At 44.0% G+C, this 21,447-nt stretch carries 17 protein-coding genes and 1 tRNA gene; 13 read left to right on the forward strand and 5 right to left on the reverse strand.

Annotated features, from left to right (window positions below; all coding sequences use genetic code 11):
• Window positions 1–8 precede the first annotated feature (8 nt).
• From HPS56_RS08470 to HPS56_RS08485, 4 genes are all read left to right on the forward strand, one after another.
• Window positions 9–770, forward strand: a complete 762-nt coding sequence (locus tag HPS56_RS08470) for an acyl-[acyl-carrier-protein] thioesterase (RefSeq protein WP_172275717.1) — start codon at window positions 9–11, stop codon at window positions 768–770.
• A 122-nt stretch (window positions 771–892) separates the two neighbouring features.
• Window positions 893–1,942, forward strand: a complete 1,050-nt coding sequence (gene ilvC / locus HPS56_RS08475; RefSeq protein WP_172275718.1) for a ketol-acid reductoisomerase — start codon at window positions 893–895, stop codon at window positions 1,940–1,942.
• Window positions 1,943–2,324: 382 nt separating this feature from the next.
• A complete protein-coding gene (gene recJ, locus HPS56_RS08480) occupies window positions 2,325–4,061 on the forward strand; it encodes a single-stranded-DNA-specific exonuclease RecJ (protein WP_172275719.1) in 1,737 nt (578 codons plus the stop codon).
• Between the two features lie 26 nt (window positions 4,062–4,087).
• A complete protein-coding gene (locus HPS56_RS08485; protein WP_172275720.1) occupies window positions 4,088–6,016 on the forward strand; it encodes a RecQ family ATP-dependent DNA helicase in 1,929 nt (642 codons plus the stop codon).
• 155 nt (window positions 6,017–6,171) lie between these two features.
• Here the strand turns inward: HPS56_RS08485 and HPS56_RS08490 are convergent, their stop codons facing one another.
• Window positions 6,172–6,600 (reverse strand): HIT family protein, encoded by a 429-nt coding sequence (locus HPS56_RS08490; RefSeq protein WP_172275721.1) that lies wholly within the window; start codon window positions 6,598–6,600, stop codon window positions 6,172–6,174.
• Between the two features lie 256 nt (window positions 6,601–6,856).
• Here HPS56_RS08490 and HPS56_RS08495 point away from each other — a divergent pair, with 256 nt between their 5' ends.
• The 6 genes from HPS56_RS08495 to HPS56_RS08520 all read left to right on the forward strand — a co-directional run bounded on the left by HPS56_RS08495 (window position 6,857) and on the right by HPS56_RS08520 (window position 15,135).
• Window positions 6,857–10,309 carry an AAA domain-containing protein gene (locus HPS56_RS08495; RefSeq protein WP_172275722.1) on the forward strand — a complete coding sequence of 1,151 codons (3,453 nt, stop codon included), beginning with the start codon at window positions 6,857–6,859 and terminating at the stop codon, window positions 10,307–10,309.
• 178 nt (window positions 10,310–10,487) lie between these two features.
• Window positions 10,488–11,348: a hypothetical protein gene (locus tag HPS56_RS08500; RefSeq protein WP_172275723.1), complete on the forward strand. Its 861-nt coding sequence runs from the start codon at window positions 10,488–10,490 to the stop codon at window positions 11,346–11,348.
• A gap of 570 nt (window positions 11,349–11,918) precedes the next feature.
• Entirely contained in the window at window positions 11,919–12,449 is a 531-nt protein-coding gene (locus tag HPS56_RS08505; protein WP_172275724.1) for a hypothetical protein, read from the forward strand.
• Window positions 12,450–12,458: 9 nt separating this feature from the next.
• Window positions 12,459–12,914: a hypothetical protein gene (locus tag HPS56_RS08510; RefSeq protein ID WP_172275725.1), complete on the forward strand. Its 456-nt coding sequence runs from the start codon at window positions 12,459–12,461 to the stop codon at window positions 12,912–12,914.
• Between the two features lie 383 nt (window positions 12,915–13,297).
• Complete coding sequence (locus HPS56_RS08515) at window positions 13,298–14,500, forward strand: AAA family ATPase (protein WP_172275726.1); 1,203 nt, start codon at window positions 13,298–13,300, stop codon at window positions 14,498–14,500.
• An 8-nt stretch (window positions 14,501–14,508) separates the two neighbouring features.
• Window positions 14,509–15,135 carry a hypothetical protein gene (locus tag HPS56_RS08520; RefSeq protein WP_172275727.1) on the forward strand — a complete coding sequence of 209 codons (627 nt, stop codon included), beginning with the start codon at window positions 14,509–14,511 and terminating at the stop codon, window positions 15,133–15,135.
• A gap of 538 nt (window positions 15,136–15,673) precedes the next feature.
• Here the strand turns inward: HPS56_RS08520 and HPS56_RS08525 are convergent.
• The 3 genes from HPS56_RS08525 to HPS56_RS08535 are packed head-to-tail and all read right to left on the reverse strand — an operon-like array spanning window position 15,674 to window position 18,336.
• Window positions 15,674–16,444 carry an MBL fold metallo-hydrolase gene (locus tag HPS56_RS08525; RefSeq protein ID WP_172275728.1) on the reverse strand — a complete coding sequence of 257 codons (771 nt, stop codon included), beginning with the start codon at window positions 16,442–16,444 and terminating at the stop codon, window positions 15,674–15,676.
• On the reverse strand, window positions 16,441–17,454 hold the full coding sequence (murB, locus tag HPS56_RS08530) for a UDP-N-acetylmuramate dehydrogenase (RefSeq protein ID WP_172275729.1): 1,014 nt from the start codon (window positions 17,452–17,454) through the stop codon (window positions 16,441–16,443). Before murB ends, HPS56_RS08525 begins: the two co-directional genes overlap by 4 nt.
• Window positions 17,455–17,490: 36 nt before the next feature.
• Window positions 17,491–18,336 carry a DUF4348 domain-containing protein gene (locus tag HPS56_RS08535; protein ID WP_172275765.1) on the reverse strand — a complete coding sequence of 282 codons (846 nt, stop codon included), beginning with the start codon at window positions 18,334–18,336 and terminating at the stop codon, window positions 17,491–17,493.
• A gap of 122 nt (window positions 18,337–18,458) precedes the next feature.
• On the opposite strand from HPS56_RS08535, the gene pheS reads away from it, so the two are divergent.
• Both pheS and HPS56_RS08545 read left to right on the forward strand, forming a co-directional pair.
• Window positions 18,459–19,496 carry a phenylalanine--tRNA ligase subunit alpha gene (pheS, locus tag HPS56_RS08540; protein WP_172275766.1) on the forward strand — a complete coding sequence of 346 codons (1,038 nt, stop codon included), beginning with the start codon at window positions 18,459–18,461 and terminating at the stop codon, window positions 19,494–19,496.
• A gap of 10 nt (window positions 19,497–19,506) precedes the next feature.
• On the forward strand, window positions 19,507–20,766 hold the full coding sequence (locus tag HPS56_RS08545; RefSeq protein WP_172275730.1) for an MFS transporter: 1,260 nt from the start codon (window positions 19,507–19,509) through the stop codon (window positions 20,764–20,766).
• Window positions 20,767–20,823: 57 nt separating this feature from the next.
• Here the strand turns inward: HPS56_RS08545 and HPS56_RS08550 are convergent, their stop codons facing one another.
• Window positions 20,824–21,093, reverse strand: a complete 270-nt coding sequence (locus tag HPS56_RS08550) for a cupin domain-containing protein (protein ID WP_172275731.1) — start codon at window positions 21,091–21,093, stop codon at window positions 20,824–20,826.
• 216 nt (window positions 21,094–21,309) lie between these two features.
• Here HPS56_RS08550 and HPS56_RS08555 point away from each other — a divergent pair.
• A tRNA-Ser gene (locus HPS56_RS08555) sits at window positions 21,310–21,394 on the forward strand.
• Window positions 21,395–21,447: the final 53 nt, after the last annotated feature.

Raw genomic sequence — 21,447 nt, forward strand, 5'->3', positions numbered from 1 at the left:
ACATAGGAATGGACAAGGTAGGAAAGTATCTTTTTATGTCGGAGCCGTTTCATTGTGATTTCTCGAAACGTCTTTTTATGGGTCATCTGGGCAATCACATGCTCAATGCGGCCGATTTTCATTCATCGGAACGCGGTTTCGGCATGACATATCTGAATCCCATACATAAGACATGGGTGCTGTCGCGTCTGGCGATAGAAATGGAAGAGATGCCGGAACAGTATACACGGTTTTATGTGGAGACATGGGTGGAGAGTGCCATGCGTTATTTCACAAACCGCAATTTCCGTGTGGTAGGAGAAGATGGCACGATATACGGTTATGGCCGTAGCGTATGGGCGATGATAGATACAGGAACGCGGCAGCCGCAGGACATTATGGCTGTTCGTGACGGTGAAATAGTAAACTGGATAGAGACGGAAAAGGAATGCCCGATGGAGAAAGGCTCGCGTGTCAGGATGAGTGGCAACGCCGAATTAGTCCGGACTATAGACACGCATTATAATGATGTGGATGTGAACGGGCATATCAACTCCGTTAAATATATAGAGCATGTGCTCGACTTGTTCTCTCTCGACAATTACCGCGAGAACCGTATAGGGCGATTTGAGATTGCCTATGTTGCCGAAAGTTATTATGGAGACAGGCTGAGCTTTTTCCGTGAAGAAACGGCAGACGGGGAATACTGTGTAAGGATAGTAAAGACGAATCCGGAGAACTTGAAAGAAGTGGAAGTTTGCAGAAGTAAGATTGTTTTTGTAAAAAAGTGAAAGTAAATTTGGTTGTTTGGTTTTAATTGTATACTTTTGCATGCGGTTAATAAATAATAAGGAACAAGTATTAATTTAAAGGCCCGTTTTGTGGCTTTATATTTAAAAACACATAGATAATTATGGCAGAAATGAATTTCGGTGGCATATCCGAGACAGTTGTTACCAGCAGGGAATTTTCATTGGATAAAGCCCGTGAGGTTTTAAGAAACGAGACAATCGCCGTTATCGGCTATGGTATTCAGGGTCCAGGACAGGCATGTAATCTCCGCGACAACGGCTTCAACGTCATTGTAGGCCAGCGTCAGGGCAAGACATACGATAAGGCGGTGGCAGACGGGTGGGTTCCCGGTGAAACGCTGTTTTCAATAGAAGAGGCGGCAGAGAGGGGAACGGTGATATGTATGCTGCTTTCCGATGCAGGTCAGATTCAGGCTTGGCCTTCTGTAAAGAAGTATCTGAACGCAGGGAAGACATTATATTATTCTCACGGATTCGCCGTGAATTGGAGTGACCGTACGGGAGTTGTGCCTCCTGCGGACATAGATGTCATTCTCGTGGCTCCAAAGGGGTCGGGTACATCGTTGCGGACCATGTTTAAGGAAGGGCGCGGCCTCAACTGTTCCTATGCAGTGTATCAGGACGTGTCGGGCAAGGCTGAGGAGAAGACACTGGCGCTTGGCATAGGTATCGGTGCGGGCTATATGTTCAAGACAACATTCGAGCGTGAGGCTGTGTCTGATCTTACCGGTGAGCGCGGTTCTCTCATGGGGGCCATTGAAGGCTTGCTGGAAGCGCAGTATGAGGTTCTTCGCGAACATGGACATTCTCCTTCGGAAGCGTTCAATGAGACTGTAGAGGAACTCACGCAGAGTCTTATGCCCCTGTTTGCCCAAAAAGGTATGGACTGGATGTATGCAAACTGTTCCACAACGGCCCAGCGTGGCGCGCTTGACTGGGCTCCGCGCTTCCGGGATGCTATCAAGCCGGTGATGGAATGGCTTTATCTGTCGGTAAAGTCAGGTGATGAGGCCCAGCGTTCCATTGACAGCAACTCCAAGCCAGACTATCGTGAGGGACTTAACAAGGAGCTTGAGGAAATGCGTAACAAAGAAATGTGGCGTGCCGCTGTTTCCGTGCGTAAGCTTCGCCCGGAATATGACGGTGAGTAATTGAGGAAAGAGACATCATACTGAAGAAAACGGTGAAAACCGGTTGAAATATAAAACGCATTGAGGGAGCAGCCGACGGTTGCTCCCTCAATGCGTTTTATAAATTCTGTTCATATATTTCTGCGGTCTTCTAATGTACCATGCGTATCCCCTCTTTTACCGCTGTTTCTTATTCTGTTGCCGTAAAATGTCGGAGGCGCCGGCGGTGCGCGGCAATGAGTTAATTCTTTTTTAAAATATAATGACATATATGAGTATTCGGATTATTTTTATTAACTTTACAGGCTGGTAATGCTATTTACACCGGCAGCTGTCATAAAAGACACAGTAGGCATGGAATAGCATTATCTCTACTAATTCGACAAATAAAAACAAAATATAAATGCACTTTAAATGGAATTATGAACCGCCCACGCCTGAAAGGCAGAAAGCAGCCATGGAACTTGCTGAGAAAATCAACATGAGTCCCATACTCGCAGACCTGCTGATAAGACGTGGGATAAAGACCGAATCGGCCGCAAAGAGGTTCTTCCGTCCTATGCTCAATGAACTGATCGACCCGTTCCTTATGAATGACATGGATATGGCCGTAGACCGTCTGAACGACGCAATGGGACGGAAGGAGCGGATAATGGTTTACGGAGACTACGATGTGGACGGATGTACCGCTGTGGCACTGGTATACAAGTTCCTGCTGCAATTCTACTCAAATATAGAATACTACATACCCGACAGATACGAAGAAGGGTATGGGGTGAGCTATAAGGGAATTGACCATGCAAGGGAAAACGGTGTGAAACTTGTGATTGTGCTCGATTGCGGAATAAAGGCCGTGGAGGAGATTGCATACGCCAAGGAGCACGGAATTGATTTTATTATATGCGACCATCACGTGCCCGATGAGGTCATGCCTCCTGCCGTGGCGATACTGAATCCCAAGCGTCATGACTCCACATATCCTTTTCTTCATCTTTCAGGATGCGGGGTGGGATTCAAGTTCATGCAGGCTTTTGCCAAGAACAACGGAATACCGTTCATGCGCCTGATTCCGCTACTTGACTTCTGTGCAGTGAGCATAGCCTCAGACATCGTGCCGGTGATGGGAGAGAACAGAATACTCGCTTTCCACGGACTGAAACAGCTTAACAGCAATCCTTCTGTGGGGCTTAAGGCCATCATAGAAATTTGCTCGCTGACAGGCAGGGAGCTGACGATGAGTGACATAGTCTTTAAAATAGGGCCGCGCATAAACGCATCGGGCCGTATGCAGAGCGGAAAGGAAGCCGTGGAACTGCTTGTGGAGAAAGATCTTAAAAGAGCGCTCGAGGAAGCAAGCCGCATAGACAGATATAACGACCAACGCAAGGATGTGGACAAGCAGATGACCGAAGAGGCAAACAAGATTGTGTCAAAGCTTGAGGAACAGAAACACCTGCAGTCTATCATACTTTATGATGAAAACTGGAAAAAGGGTGTCATCGGTATTGTGGCATCGAGGCTCACCGAACTGTACTTCCGCCCGACAGTTGTCATGACCGTCAGCGGTGGAATGGCAACGGGGTCGGCACGTAGCGTATCCGGTTTTGATATATATGAAGCTATAAAAAGCTGCAGCGATCTTCTTGAGAATTTCGGAGGACATACCTATGCTGCCGGATTGTCGATGAAAAAGGAAAACATACCGGCTTTCAGGGCCAGGTTCCAGCAATATGTGGAAGAGCATATCAGGCCGGAACAGACTCAAGCCATAATAGACATTGAGGAAGAGATTGATTTCAAGGATATCACGAAGAAGCAGCATGCCGACCTTAAGAAGTTCGCACCCCATGGTCCGGGAAATCCGAAACCTTTCTTCTGTACGAAAAGAGTATATGACTACGGCACAAGCAAGGTTGTGGGACGCTCGCAGGAGCATATCAAACTCGAGCTTGTAGACTGCAAGTCGAGCAACGTCATGAACGGAATAGCCTTTGGACAGAGCGCTTCGGCAAGGTACATAAAAAGCAAGAGAAGTTTCGACATAGTATATACCATTGAGGAGAATATATATAAGAGAGGCGATGTGCAACTGCAGATAGAAGACATCAAACCTTCGGAGGAAGAACAGACGCAGGAATAACAATACACGGAAGAATAGTATTTATCATGGCCGACAAGTATTCTGAAATATTGAAAAGATATTGGGGATATGACTGCTTCAGAGGCATACAGCGGGAAATAATAGAGAGTATCTGCAGAGGCGACGACACTTTAGGACTGATGCCCACCGGAGGTGGCAAGTCGATTGCCTTTCAGGTGCCGGCACTCGCCATGGACGGGGCATGTATAGTTGTGACACCCCTTATAGCTCTGATGAAAGACCAGGTGGATAACCTGCGCAGGAGAGGCGTCAGGGCCGCGGCCATATATTCCGGAATGACACACTCCGAAATCATCACAACTTTGGAAAATGCCGTTTTCGGTGCAGTGAAAATTCTTTATGTCTCACCGGAGAGACTTTCTACAGATTTGTTTCAAGCCAAGCTGCGCCACACCAAAGTTTCTTTCATTTGTGTGGATGAGGCGCACTGCATAAGCCAGTGGGGCTACGACTTCAGACCGTCATATCTCAGGATAGCGCAGATAAGGCGTCTGCTGCCCGGCAAGCCGGTACTCGCACTTACGGCTACGGCCACTGGAGAAGTTGTGGCGGATATACAGAAAAGGTTGGGTTTCAGGCGCGAAAATGTGTTCAAAATGAGTTTTGAACGCAAAAACCTTGCCTATGTGGTAAGGTATACCGAAGATAAGATGTCGGAAATGATACACATTCTATCGGCTGTTGAAGGATGTGCCATTGTATATGCAAGAAACAGAAATCACACAAAGGATGTCTCGAAAGTATTGTGTAATAACGGGATTGATGCCACCTACTATCATGCAGGACTTGAAGATGCCGTGAAAGACAGGCGACAGAAGGAATGGCAGACAGGCAAGGTGAGAGTGATTGTCGCAACAAACGCTTTCGGAATGGGCATAGACAAACCGGACGTCCGGACAGTGATACACATGGACTGTCCGGACAGTATAGAAGCCTATTTTCAGGAGGCCGGGCGTGCCGGACGCGACGGGAAAAAGGCCTATGCCGTGTTGCTTTATGACAAGTATGACACAAACAGACTTAAGACTTCTCTTTGTGTGAGTTTTCCGGAAAAGGAATACGTGAGGCAGGTATACGATCATATCGCATATTTTTATCAGATAGGGGTCGGCTCGGGAGCAGGGCTTTCATTTGAGTTTAATATGGATAAGTTCTGTCGCATCTACAGGCACTTTCAGACAAGGGCGGAATCGGCACTTAAAATCCTTACACGTGCTGGATATATAGAGTATCGCGACAACGAGGACCATAAATCAAGGGTGATGTTTATTCTTGAGCGTGACGGACTCTACAGATTGAAGAACAATACGGTGGAAGAGGACAGCGTAATTGAAGCCCTGTTGAGAAACTATACCGGACTGTTCGTGGAATATCAGCTTATAGAGGAGGCTGTGTTGGCCATGAATACGGGAATGTCTCAAAATGAGATTTATAACATATTGAAGGGACTTAACCGAAAACATATAATAAGATACGTGCCCAGGAGCACCACTCCTACATTAAGATACACTCAGAACCGTGAAGATTCGCAATACATCCACATCGGACGTGAGGTGTATGAGGACCTTAAGGCGGCAGCGGGAAGGCGTATCGAAGCTGTTATTTCATACGCGGAAAATGATACGGTGTGCCGTAGCTCACAGCTTCTTGAATATTTCGGTGAAGAAACCGCACACTCCTGCGGATTGTGTGATGTGTGTCTGGCGGAAACAGGAAAAGAACAGGATGTACGGAAGATAAGCGAGGCCAAAGAGCAGATAATAAGGATTCTGGGCGATGGGAAACGCCATGTGGCATCAGATTTGGAAATTATGAGTTTTTCCAATGCCGTTTGTGATGCTGCATTGGATGAACTGTTAAATGAGAACTTTATAAAAACCGATAACGGATTCATAATGCTTTCCCATACAGACAATAAACGGCTTGAACGATAGCAATGGCCGGGATATAATAATGTAAGTAACACCGTAGTGTGTAGTCAGGTGCATTGTTAAGTCAGAAGGAATAAACGTATAATGAGGAATTCCGCAGCCATATAATTGTGCGGGATTCCTCATTATACGTTTTATCGGTATCAGAAGTTTCCGACTTAAAGAATTTCTTTCTTCAGATCTTCCGCCATCTGTTCATATTCAGCGTCAGTCAGGTAAACCTTCTGCGGATTCATTCTGAACACGCCTCCGAAATCAGGACCTCCCTTGTATTTTGGAATAAGATGGAAATGAAGATGCTCAAGAGTATCAGAGTAGGCGCCATAGTTTATTTTGTCTGGGTTGAACACTTTCTGCATCGCACGGGTAACCTTGGCAACGTCTGCCATGAAGGCGTTACGGTCGTCGTCGCTCAAGAGATTGAGGTCGTCAACATGGTCTTTGTAGGCCATGAGACAACGTCCACGGTATGTCTGTTCCTTGAATATGAATACACGCGAAACGCTTAGCTTCGCAATTTCAATCATAAGATTGTTCAGAGTCTCGTTGTTCTGACAATAGAGACACTCTTTCGGATCGCTTTTCATTTCTTTAAAATATCTTTTTTTGATTTGTATATACTGTTAACGGAGTCTCCTGATTCTTAATTGATGTTTGCCATACGGCATCGGGATTACAGGAGAATCATGAATGCAAAATTACAGGAAATAAAATAAATAAAAGAATTTCATTCGGACAATACACGTTAAATATAGATAAAAATAAAACGTCAGCATGGCAGTCTATGGATAAAAGTCTAACTTTACAAGACGTTTTCATTAAACCACAATAGATTCTTTTACCATGACCTGTCGAAATATCAATGACGTCACATCGGAATATATCAGTGAGAATGCCGAAGACTACATCAGCGAACTGCTGGCGGCTGTGAATACTCATGATATCCGCAAAACCTATTCTATGTTCGGTTCTACATTGCAAAGGGTAATAAACCAAAATACAAGAGAACTGAGAATAAAGCTTATAGGTCCGTTTGCAAAGATAGATTTCCTGCTTAAGGAGCATAAGGCGGATAACAGGTTGAGGAAGGCTGTAAACGACACACGTGTGAGACTTAGGCGCATGAGTGTCATTGAGACGGAAATGCTGGAAAATTTTCTTTATGCGGATTTTGAGTCTCTTTGTCTGTTTGTCTGCATGATATACGGCATTCCCGTTCCTGAAGAAGTTGCAGAACTCTTTCCTGCAAGGAAACCGGAGGAGAGAAGGACGGCTGTGGCTAAAGACTATATGCGCATAATCGTAAACAGGTGGGACGGCAATTTCATTTACGGGACGTCTGACACGGACGGGGCCGCACAGGTCACGGTTTGTTATACGGAAAACAGAAACTATCCTTACGACTGGAGCTATCTGGGCGATATGCTATATGAAAACGCACAGTTGAACATTATCCGTCCGGTAATGAAAGACCAGGTGCTGTATCCTGAACTGATAATTCTCGAGCCTGACTATCTTGTCGATATATCGGCTATTGCAACATGCTTCGAGGACTATACAGTCTCGCCTCTTTTACATCTCCTTAACAAGATCAAGCCAAGTGCATGCACAGAGCCTGTTCTTCTTGGAAATTTCGCATCGCAGCTTCTCGATGAGGAGATAAACAGTGCCGGTATGACTTATAATGAAAGCGCCGGAAAGTTTTTCCGTAATAACGCCATCGGAATCCTTACGGCCGGAACCGGCAGGGAATTTCATGAAAATGCAAGGAATCAGAAGCGTAATATATGCAAGGCTGTAGGAGAAGACCTTGCAAAAAGTGTAGGCACGTATAACCCGCGTAATATTATCCTTGAACCGTCTTTTTTTTCCGAGATGCTTGGAATACAGGGACGCATGGACTTCCTGCAGCTCGACTTCAAGGTGCTTGTGGAGCAGAAATCGGGTAGGGGGGCATATCCCCAGCCATCCCCGGATTCTCCGTCACCGCAGCTGAAACACTATGTCCAGCTGTTGCTTTACATGACACTCATCCGCTATAATTTTCATGTTCAATACAGCAGGAACGGTAAAAGCCTTTATTCTTTTCTTTTATACTCAAAATACAAAAACGGACTTGTCGGTACCGGCTTTGCGCCGGAAAAGGTATGGCAGGCTATAAGAATACGTAACGGCATAGTATACGGAGACTTCAGGTATGCGGCTGGAGGAATGAAAATTCTCGGGGAGCTTTCGGCCGACAGGCTGAATACCAATCAGGTGCACGGAAAGTTATGGGAGATGTATGTCAAACCGTCAGTTGACGGCCTTTTGCGTCCGATACACGAAGCTTCAAGGCTGGAACTTGCCTACTACTATAGAATGATGACATTCATTGCCAATGAACATCTGCTTTCGAAAATAGGCGACAAGAAGAGGCCTTGCTCCGGTTTCGCCTCCACATGGCATGACAGTATCGTGGAAAAACTTGCTTCCGGAAACATCTACGACAATCTCACACTTGTGTCGCCCGACAGTATGACGGCCGGAAGTGTAGACAACGTCGTGCTTAGATTCAGCGACAGTGCTGACAACGACATGGCCAACTTCCGCCGGGGGGATACTGTTATTCTATATCCCTACGACCAGGGTACGGAACCGGATATAAGGAAGACTATTGTCTTCAGATGCTCAATAGATCGGATTTCCACAGACAGAATAAGGCTGTGCCTGAAATCGGTGCAGGCAGATGCGCATATTTTCATTTATCTGAACACATGTGGGAATAAAAACCGGAAATGGGCGATAGAGCACGATTTTTTCGAGTCTTCTGTCAATTCGCTCTACCGTGGCATGCACGCTTTCCTGTCTGCTCCCAAGGAACGCCGCAATCTTATATTGATGCAGCGTGAACCCCAGACGGACAAGAGTATCAGGCTCAACGGAGAATATGCCTCATTCAACACCCTTGCGCTGAAAGCGAAACAGGCAAGAGACCTTTTCATAATAATAGGGCCTCCGGGCACGGGAAAGACATCTTTTGGGTTGCTGTATGCGCTTTTGGAGGAACTGACCGAGCCTGATTCTTCGGTGTTGCTTCTCGCATACACCAACAGGGCTGTCGACGAGATATGCGGAAAGCTTACAGAGCATGACATTGATTTTATACGTATCGGCAGCCGTCTTTCATGCGGTGAGGAGTATAGAGGTTTTCTAATGGAAGAGAAAGTGAAATCGTATGAGAACATTGCACGGCTGTATGAGGAAATAAAAAGTACACGAGTGTTTGTCGGTACGACAACAGCCTACAACTCAGATACTTCCATCTTTAAGATAAAGAGATTCACACTTGCCGTAATTGATGAGGCCTCACAGATTCTCGAACCTCATCTTATGGGAATTCTTGCCGCCTGCCATGGCTCTGCAAACGGGAATGTTTCGGCAATAGACAAGTTTATCCTGATAGGCGACTATAAACAACTTCCTGCCGTGGTGCGTCAGACAGCCGATGAGTCGGCTGTCACTGAATCCATGCTGAACGATATTTTTCTCTATGACTGCCGTTTGTCTTTCTTTGAGCGCATGCTTAGGAAATATAAGGATAATGACGACGTTACGTTCATGCTGACCGGTCAGGGAAGAATGCATACGGAAATAATGGATTTTCCGAATCAGGAGTTCTATGGCGGAAAGCTCAGGGCTGTGCCTCTGCCCCATCAGACTGAGAAACTGATACCGTCCGCTGACGGAGATAATGACCACATGACAGCCATGCTTACCGGTACGCGTGTAGCTTTTATTGATGTGCCGGCACCTGATGATTCGTCGTCGGAGAATGTAAACCGTAATGAGGCAATGATTATTGCCTCTGCTGTGGTAAGGATATTCCGGCAGAACCGTGACAGTTTTAATCCATTGCTCACTGTCGGAGTCATTGTACCGTATCGCAACCAGATTTCCACTGTGCGCAATATCATCGGGAAATACAACATTCCGGAGCTTGAAGGCATCACAATAGATACTGTTGAGCGTTATCAGGGCAGTCAGCGTGATTATATTATATATGGGTTTACAATAAGGAAATACCACCAGCTTGAGTTTCTCACTGAGAATGTATTTGAAGAGGACGGAAAACTTATTGACCGCAAGCTGAATGTGGCAATGACCCGTGCGAGAAAACATCTTATCATCACAGGTAACGGTGGTTTGCTCTCACGAAATCATACTTTCCACCGTCTGATAGAATATACGAAGAATAAAAAAAGTTTTTTTTCAGTATTGCCGGACGACATTCCTGAACGGGAAATACGTTCTTGAATGTTTACAATGGTGATTCGGGTCATTATGTTACGCTTTTTTGTTTTTTAACGTAAAGGCATCTGATTTCCCGCTGTTTTTTATTAATTTTGCCAAACAAAAATAAAAAGCGGATATAAAATAAAGAAAGTTGTCCGGATTACTAATTGTTAATACTCAAATAAAAAATAACAAGAAAATGAAAAAATTACTTTTAACTTTCATTGCTGTGGCTGGCATATTTGTTGCTGTCGCCGCACAGGAGACTACATCGGCATCTGCAAACGACAGCCTTAAACAAAGGCTTGACTCATTGGAAAACTCTCTCAACAGCCTGCATGCAAAAGAGGAGAAACGCACTGAGGACGAAAAACTTGAGAAGATATGGAGAAGAAAGAAGTATACAGTCATTGGCTTTGTAAATCAGACTCTTGAAAACAAAGACAGTGAGAGTAAGTATAAAAGTAAGTTTGGAGTGACGCTGCAGAAAGGAAAGACATTCAGCCTTCATAAGAAACCTATAGCCAAAATGGTGAAGATCGGCCTTGACTGGACGTTTGTCGACCTTAACTTCGCAAAATACAAAGACGGAAACGGAATCAGTATAAATCTTCCGTCAGAAGATGATTTCTACGGCAATGACGATGATGACGATTATGGTTATGGAGATGCTGTGGATCTTGATTTGGGAGTCATGCAGCTTGAGTATGGTATGGGCTTTGGCCCGTCTGTTCAGGTCACTCCGTTCTATTATCTTGGAAAGGGGCTTGAACACATAAAGGCGTATACATATTTTCATGTGACACCGTCGTATTCTCTTATTATCGAGACTACTGATGACGAAACAAACCTTAATCATGGCTATTGCACGTTCTTCAACTTCGGCATAGGTCTTTCGTATAAAGTCATATCATTAGGCTTTGAGCATCGTTGGGGGGAAGGCAAGTATAATATGGCAGACCTCAGTGACGAGGAGACAATCACAAGCGGATTCAAATTTGATGACAAGCAGAAGTTCTCGACAAAATCCTCAAGATTTTTTGTGCGGTTTAACTTCTGATGCGTCTCTAACGGGCGATACTGCCTTCTGATGCCGCCATAAGGAATAATCATTTGCATAAAAAATAAAAGACTACAAGTATCTTTATCCAAACATACAAGAGCCACATCCTGACCTCGGTACTGAAGGTCGGTGTGGCTCTTGTTTTGTATGTGTCTCCGATGCGTGTCAGCCGGCAGCATGTTCCGGTCATTTATAATTATCAAGGTTATGTTCCTTATATTGAGGATAACCATAGTGTGCAGTTGATAAAACAATATCAGTTAAAAGTTATATGTCTGAAACATATAACATGTAATAATAATTCATAATGAGCGTCCGTCCTGTTTCTTGATGTCTTTGTATTGAGGATAATAGCCTGGTATACAGAGTGTTGTCTTCAGATAAAAAGTGTGCCAAAAATGAATGGCCTGTTCATGCTTGATGAATAGGCCATTCACGGCCGATGAACATGCCATTCATTGAGCGTGAATAGGCAATTCATCGGAAGAGAATTTTATATATATCGGAAATGTAAATAGATTTCAAAATTTTACATGAGCCATGGCTTTTTTGATAAATTAATAATGTTTGAATCGCAATTTCCAAATATTGGCTGATGAGTCCGACATCCCAGAAATTCCGGACCACAAGCTTGACGTGGAATTCAGCTATGAGCTGGTTTGTTCAGATGCGCTACTGAAATATGTAACGCCCGAAGTGACCTTTACCGATGCTAAAGGAGTGCAGCGCACTGTTTCTGTTGAGAGTGGCATGTGGGAAGGTAACGAACACAAAACTTGGAAGCAAATCATACACTATGATAGCCTGAATGTTTCCAATACAGCGACAGTTAAATATGTGTCCAAATCTGGTGTGGCTTATCAAGACGAGTCGGATTTTGAAAGCGTTCACAATCTTACTTGCCTTATCACTATTAAAGAAGACGGAGACGGAAGAAGGAACAATCACACGATTATTCCAGAGACTCCGCCCATAAAGACGACTGTTAAGGCAGATGCACTTGAAAACTTTATCAACAGACTCTGCAATTCGTCTCTTACGAGAGGAGGGGCTATTGACATGAAGGGAGAGATAACTAAAATTGAAAACGAAAAATAGGACAGAAACATGAAAGCATTAAGAAACTTAGTTTTGTTAGGTATTGCTGCACTTATCGGCGGATTGTTTATAAGTTGTGAAAAAGAAGAAGTAAAAGAATACCCTAACGAAAGTACGACTATCAGCTATTTACTTACGGTGTCACCTGATTTGCTGAAATTTGTATCGCCAGAAGTAACATACGTTGATGCAGAGGGTAATGTACATAAGATTTCGGGAGTTAAAGAATTGGACAGTCTCATAAATGTTGGTTTCGCTTACACACCAGGTATAGGCGTATGGACAGTTCAAACGATAAAAGGAACGAACTATAAGTGCTGGAACCTTAATATGAATTTTAATAATAGACCCTTTCACTCTTATATGGGAGTAAAATATAAGAAGAATGTTGATGTGACAACTCTGTCGAGTATCACTCACACTCTTACCATATCACCCGACTTGTTGAAATTCGTTACTCCATAAGTGAGTTGTGTCGATGAGAATGGCAACCTTATAACAATTACAGGTATTGAAGAGTTGGACGTAAAGGTGATTGAAAACAAAGCGGAGATTAGTGCAAGTAGTGGCGGGAGTGAAGCTTATGTAAGCGGTTGGACGCAACAGGTAGTCAGAGGAACTGGTTATAAATGTTGGGTCTTTCAAATGTTGCCTGAAAAGTCGTTGTGGAGTAAACAGATTATGATATCATCTGGTTTACATGAAGAATCAAAATGTAACTGCTAATTTTTCAAATTGCAGCAGTAAAACGATAAATTAACTCTTATGTGCAAGAGAAATTTGCATGTATCGGTAAAAATTCGTAATTTTACACCAAAAAGAAGTAGATACACGCAAAATTTTATTGCATGAAGATAAAGAGTATTTCACTTTCAGGGTTTTGCAATATCAAGCAGTTTGATATTCAGTTGACGGATTTCAATGCGCTGGTTGCTCCCAACAACTATGGTAAGAGCAATGTTATTGAGGGTATCAGGTTTGCCTTCGATTTTATTACTGCATCCGAAAACATGCGCCGCCAAATGATGAGCGATGCTGCTTATATCCCCATCAACACTGCCACCAGTGGAGAGCCATTCAGGTTTGGTTTGTTTTTCACAAGCGCTGACGAGTCCCTGTATTCTTATATATTTGCTTTTGACTGGCAGAAGACCAATGGTGAGCAAGGATCTTGTATTATTGAGGAAAGCCTAGTCAAGTTCTCAGGGAAGCGTTGTCGCCCATCCGCTCTCATCAAGCGTACAATAGATGATGGTGGCTTGTATGTATCGAGTCCCAAGGCAAGATGCAATAAGCCCGTTGGAGCATCGGAGCATCAACTGGCAATAGACAAGCTGGCACTCATAGATAGGTTGATGTTTGGCAATGTCGTTTCAGAACTGAGAAGATTGTCGATTCACATGGTGGGAACATCGGCTTTCAACAAGCAATCCATCTGTGAGTTTATATACATATTGCGTGATCGACACAGCGACCGCTATTCATTGTTAGAAGATGCAGTTATGCATTTGGTTCCAAACATTATAAGCATCACACCGACGCGCTCTCATTTAGGGATTGGAAGTGGTGACGTTCCATACAGGATAGAAGATGCAATCTATGATCTGCGTATTAACGAGCGTAACAATAATCAGGACATCAGCATCTCGCGCCTGTCAAGTGGTAGCTGCCGAATAATAGCTATCATTGCCGAAATTGTCAAGGCAGAGATGGATGGTTCTTCGCTGATATGTATTGAGGAGCTTGAAAACTCCGTCCATCCCAAGTTGTTGGAGAACATGATTCTGATGGTACAGTCGTTCGCCGAGGGTATAACGGTAATTACCACAAGCCATTCTCCCTATCTTGTCCGCTATCTGAAATCGCGCCATCTCACCTTTGGACTACCGACAAATGAAGGAGTCGCATCGTTCCACAAGATAAGGCCAACCAAGGTGAAGGCAGTTGTCAAACGTGCATCTGCAATGGATATGACCCTTGGGGAGTACATGTTTGACCTCATGCTTGGCCTGAGGCCCGAGTCAGAGGAAATCACAGAACTTTTTGAATGATGGCCTGAATGAAGAAGAAAAAACAAACATCCGACCTCACACCTCATGTTGTCATCTTCGTTGAGGGTGACACCGATGAAGTATTCTTTAATCGGCTGCTGAACTACTATAGATGTCAGTCGGTAACACCTGTCAACTCCTGTGAAGTGCAGAACATGAAAGGTGTAGGCAGATATGCCAGTAGTAAGTTCACTGGTAAGCTTTCTGCTGACATCATTCCAAGGAACGAGCGAAAGGGACGCAAGATATATGGAGTGTGTTGCAGTTTCGATACGGATGTCTTTGAAGATGAAGAAACACCCATCGTCAATTGGAATAAAGTCAGAAAAATCATCGCTCGACTTGGCATCGAAGAGTTCTGTACTATAGAAGTTAAAAGTGCCATGGAAGACTGGTTACTCGATGACATCGAAGGGGTGTGCTCATTCCTGAAATTGAAGGATTGCCCTACATCACTGAATGGGGCCAATGGATATGCCAAGATGTCTGGATTGTTCAAACGCGGTGGAAAGGTATATGTCAAAGGCTTGTCGATTGCAGACTTCATTGATGCTCTGAATATTTGGAAGATAAGGGATAAACGTAAAGAAGCACTTGCTGAACTTGAACGGTTACTTCGAGTTCAATTACCATAACCGACTATAGCACGGCATCCTTGACAGCATATCCGGTAGGAAGAAAATTTATGAATCAGATAAACCGAAGGTGCAGAGGGTGGAAACAGAGCCACGGGCTATCCCGACCGTCATTAACTATGAACGGTCGAGTCTGCAGAAGTATGTTGACACGAAACAACTCTTGCTTGTCATCGGTGGCAAGTACAACCAGAAGCAAGTGGTCATCATGTCCACCTCGAAGTATGAAAGTTACAAAAAGGGTGGCAAGATATGGCCATGCGTGACCGTCGAAGATGTGGCTGGTGATGAACAAGAGCCTGTCAGGTTCCGGTATAGGCGAAGCTTAAGGTAAGGGCATAAAAAAAGGAGTACCGCCGTACTCCAATCTTTGTTAACCTTAAATCTAATACTATGAAAAACACATTGCAAAGGTATATATATTATTTTAATAGTGCAAATATAACACTATTAAATATTTGTATTTTAAAATTATTTAAGAAATGGAATCTGCGATTAGGCAGCATAAATCTGTATTGATGATATTTAAAGCGTTGTGTTATTCTGTTTTCACATCTATTATAAGACCGTCATACCCGAGTCTTATGCCGCACGGTAATTGTCTGTTCACCTCATCATGAAGCCCGATGTCATGACTGCAATGTATGAGATAGGAATCATGTGCCCCGATTCTCTCTATGAATTTAACGGCATCGCCTACCAATTGATGGGAATGATGTTCTTTTCTGAAGCGAAGTGCGTTTACAACAAGAGTATCCACACCCGTAAGATATTTGATTTCCGTTTCCGGAATACTTTTCATATCTGTTATATACGCAAACTTTCCGAAGCGGTAGCCGAGTATCGGAAGTTTGTCATGCATGACAATAAAAGGCAGCACTTCTATGTCACCGATCATAATAGGTACATGCGGGTGCAGCCTGTTTAAATGTATTGCAGGAACTCCCGGATACTTTTTCTCGGCAAAACAATAGGGGATAGAGTTTCGGAGATTATCGGCGGAATGTTTGTCCGCATAGATTTCAATATTTCCGAAACTGCAATAAGGACGCAAATCGTCAATGCCTCCCACATGGTCATAATGTGTATGTGTTATTAAAAGACCGTCAATTCGACGGAAAGGCTGCGACATTATCTGCTGGCGGAAATCCGGACCGCAGTCTATCAGTATACGTGTTTTCTCTGTCTCAACCAGTGCGGAGCATCTAAGACGGCTGTCGTGCGGGTTGTCGCTTTTGCAGACATCGCAGTTACAGCCGATGCTCGGCACTCCGCAACTTGTACCAGTGCCTAATAATGTGACTTTCATACTATATTCACTTCCGGATGTATGTCAATACCGAATTTGTCCATTACATCCCTCCTGACAGCATTACATAAGTTTAATATTTCCGTTCCGTCAGCTCCGCCTTTATTCACAAGTACGAGAGCCTGTTTGTCATGCACACCGGCACGTCCTAATGCGCGGCCTTTCCATCCGCAACAGTCAATCAGCCATCCGGCCGGAATTTTTTCATGCCTGTCGTCTATCCTGTAATGCGGAATGTTGCCATATTCAGCAGCCAATTCCACATATTTTTCTCTTGACACTACCGGATTCATAAAGAAGCTGCCGGCATTGCCCTCTGTCTTTGGATCAGGGAGCTTGGCATTGCGAATGTCGATGATTACGTTACGCAAATCCACTGCTGTTGGATTGTTGATGCCCCGGCTGTTTAGTTCTGCCTTTATATTTCCATAGTCAGTATTAGGAACAAAGGTGTCTGAAAGCTTATATGTGACATAAGTGATGATATACTTATTCTTCCATTCTCCTTTAAACTTGCTGAAACGATATGCATAGCCGCATTCCGCATTTGTGAATGACACGGTTTTGCCGGTGCTTGTTTCCATGGCCTCCACCATATATATAATGTCTTTCGCCTCAGAGCCGTAAGCTCCGATATTCTGAACGGCACTTGCTCCGACTTCACCTGGAATCAGCGACAGGTTCTCGGCTCCATGCCATCCGTTTGAGACACAGTATGCCACGACATCATCCCATACTTCACCGCTTCCTACACGCAGCAAGACTCCGTCTTCTGCTGCCGTGTGCTCCATTCCCTTAATGGAAGAGTGAATGACGGTGGACGGATAATCCTTGGTAAGCAACAGGTTGCTTCCCCCTCCCAAGACGAGTAGCGGATAGTCTTCACAGCCAAGTCCGGAAAGTATGGTCTGAAGTTCGTCTGTGGAGCAAAATTCTATGAACCTGTGGCATTTGGCAACTATGCCAAATGTATTATGGTCAGTTAAAGGATAATCGTAAATGTCTTTCATGCCTGTGGAATGCTTGTATGGGTTAAACGGGGAAAATCAGTTTATGAGTTTTGTCAGGACCCATTTACCGTCTTTTCTAATAAATGACATCTCTATTTCAAGACCGTTGGATATTCCGCGTATAAGGAATATTTTACAGTTGCTCTCCGAATGATTATTACCATACACGATGTTGTAAATACGCCCTGATGGCAATTCCGGTGCAAATGCAGGCCATGTTTCCGGAGTAATAAGTCCTTCCATGGTATTGAAGTCGTCGTCAGGGTCAGGCCCTACGAAAGTGACAGGGTTGCTGAGACTCTGTATCTGAAAGACGGAATCCGTGACAAAACGTTCGTAGAATTTCAGGAAGGAGGCATTGTTGTTCCTGTAAAGCGGAACATACCGTATGGATTCCATAAACCATATTCCCGTTACGCGTCTGAACACATATTGCTTGATGGTCTTTTTGGCAAAATTCACCATTTCAACCACGACGCTGTCGATAGATGTGTCGTTAACCAGATCCATTTGCCTTCTGTTGTCAAAGATAAGGGTATAATATCCTTGTCTCATGAAAAAATGTTCGGTTTTCCATTGTTCTTTCTTTATCGTGTCAACTTTCTCACCGACAAGAACAGGCAACGGGAATTTTATCCGCTGATGCTGTAATTTGCGGTTTGCGGCAAAATTAAAAAAGAAATTGTCAAATAACTCGTCTGCCGACTTTGGCATGGGAGTCTCAGATATCAACATCTCCATTGTATCAGATACGACTGTATCTGTCACAATACTGTCGGAATCGACAGGAATGTCATCACTGACACTGTTACTGTTTCCATTACCGGTACAGGAAAACATCACAAATACCAATACAACGATTGCTATGAAAAATTTATTCATCATTTATCGGATATTATATCCATCTCTCAAATTTCGGCAAAATTACAACTTTATTTTGATATCGTGCTCTCTTTTGCTAATAAAATATTACCTTTGCAATGAATTTATATAATATCACGATAATGATACTTGATAAAATAGAGCAACTACTTGCAGAGATTCAGAACCTCAGTGCCGGCAGCTCTGAGGAGATAGAGGCTTTACGTCTGAAATACCTTAGTAAGAAAGGTGAGATTTCCGCACTTATGGCAGATTTCAGGAATGTGCCTGCAGACAGGAAAAAGGAAGTAGGAGTGAAGATAAACCAACTGAAACAAACGGCAATAGAACGTATAAACGCACTAAAGGAGCAGTTCGAAGAGTCTGAGAATACTGACGAATCCATCGACCTTACCCGTACTCCCTATCCCGTACAACTCGGAACCCGCCATCCTTTGACAATAGTGAAGAATGAGATTATAGACATTTTCTCACGCATGGGTTTTATTCTTGCCGACGGGCCGGAGGTGGAGGATGATCTGCATGTGTTCACAAAGATGAACTTTGCCGCAGACCATCCTGCCCGTGACATGCAGGACACGTTTTTTGTCGAGCAAAGCGCTGATGATGTCACAAAGAATATATTGTTGCGCAGTCATACGAGTTCCGTACAGGCAAGGGTGATGGAGACAACGCAGCCTCCGATACGTATAATATGTCCAGGACGTGTCTACCGTAATGAGGCAATCACCGCCCGTGCCCATTGCTTCTTCCATCAGGTTGAAGGTCTGTATATAGATAAAAATGTTTCTTTCACAGACCTGAAGCAGGTACTCCTGTCATTTGCAAGAGAAATGTTCGGGCCTGATACTAAGATTCGTCTGCGTCCAAGCTATTTCCCGTTTACAGAGCCAAGTGCGGAAATGGATATCTCCTGTCATATATGCGGTGGAGAAGGGTGCGGATTCTGCAAGCACACCGGTTGGGTAGAGATTTTGGGTTGTGGTATGGTAGACCCGAATGTTCTTGAACAGTGCGGAATCGACAGCAAGATATACAGTGGTTACGCATTCGGCATGGGAGTTGAGCGAATCACCAATTTGAAATATCAGGTAAGCGATCTTCGTATGTTCTCTGAAAATGATACAAGATTCCTGCGTGAATTCGAATCTGCCGACTGATTAAATAGATTTGAAGCAGGAGATACTTTTCACTAAAAGTTATATATGCATATTGGCGGCCAATTTCCTTTTGTTTTTCGGATTTTGGCTGCTGATACCTGTCTTACCGTTTTATCTTAAAGAGACATTCGGATGCCGGGCCGCCATATTGGGAACTATATTAAGCTGTTATACGGTAAGCGGAATATGCGTAAGACCTTTTTCCGGATATATACTCGACAGATTCCCGCGTAAGCCTATATACATATTCTGTTATTTTGCAGGTATTGCCGTCTTTGCCGGCTATATGGCATCTGCGTCACTTCTATGTTTTGTCGTGTTGAGGACATTGCATGGAATTGCATTCAGCGGTGTTACCGTCGGAGGGAACACTCTGTGCGTAGATATAATGCCGTCCGGCAGACGTGGCGAAGGACTCGGCTACTACGGGCTGACAAATAACATTGCAATGGCTTTGGGACCGATGGCAGGTCTGCTTATGCACGGCCATGTCAGTTATACGGCAATATTCGGCACAGGAATGGCAGCGAGCATTGTCGGGCTTATGTGTGCCTTGTGTGTTAAGGCACGTATACCGGAATCAATGAAAAAAGACATGCCGTCAGCAAGGAATACATGCTTGTCGTCATCTGTAAGTGACATAAGGAAAAAGCGGTCGGCATTATCGCTCGACCGTTTCATACTGATAAAAGGCATTCCGGTGAGTGTTTCACTGCTTATGCTTTCAATACCATACGGAGCAACAACCAACTTCGTGGCAATGTATGCCCGCGAGATAGGCCTCACCGCTCCGTCAGGCTTCTTCTTCACTCTTATGGCACTTGGAATGGGAGTCTCAAGGATAATTGCAGGCAAGAAGGTTGACCATGGGTATGTGACGCAGTGTATCCATGTGGGCTACTATCCTGTGATTGTTGCATTTCTGATTCTTAGTCTTTGTCGTCTTGTTGCCGGTGAGAGTATTGCCGTGGCAACGGTCATATTCTATATTGTTCCGGTTCTTCTTGGAATAGGTTTTGGAGTGATGTTTCCGGCAATGAATTCACTTTATATTAATCTTGCCCCAAATAATAAACGCGCGACAGCTACAAGCACATATCTTACGGCATGGGACATAGGAATATGTGTAGGAATATCGTCAGGCGGATTTGTTGCCCAGTGTTTTACATTCTATATGGTATATCTTGTCGGGGCGGTAATTTGTATCGTATCGCTTGTTTTCTTCAGATATAAGGTCACTCCTCATTATAATACGAACAAGCTCCGCTAATAAAACAAAACGGGCGGGATAATGCTTGTAGTCATTAAAGACAGATGAGGAAGAAAGTCAGTCTGTGGCTACGCCTATTGTAAAAAGGACCATCTCGTCTTCTACAATGATTTCATGTCGGCATCCGGCGGGAACCCCAATATAGGTATCAGGAAGCATGGGTATCTTCCGGCCGTCTGCCGTCATCGTGCCCTTACCGGATAAAACAATGAAATGCTCGTCCATGGTTGGATGGGCATGTCCGCTCACTTGTTTTAATCCTGCTCCATGAGACGTTGGAACAGCCTCTATGTCGGATACCTTTTTTACAATACACTTTTTCGTCATACATATCATGTTATATCGGGATATAGAACGTAAAAATACTGTTTTTATTTTCCTGTGTATACTGTAAATTCTCTTGGATTTATTGTTTTTTTCTTAATATTCTTCATTCTTTATCATAGACATGTAAAAAAGCATCGGGAAAATTTTGTCAATATGAAGAAAATAGTTACCTTTGCACTCGCTTTTAAGCTAAAGACACTCTTTGGCCCATGGCAAGGAGAGATGGTAGAGTGGTCGATTACAGCGGTCTTGAAAACCGCCGTGCTGAGAGGCACCGGGGGTTCGAATCCCTCTCTCTCCGCTTTCAATCTGGATATCAGTAATTAAGGTTAACGCCCGATTTTAGACCCTTAA

Origin of the sequence: Xylanibacter muris, from assembly GCF_013166605.1 — a bacterium.
Taxonomy (GTDB): Bacteria; Bacteroidota; Bacteroidia; order Bacteroidales; family Bacteroidaceae; genus Prevotella; species Prevotella muris.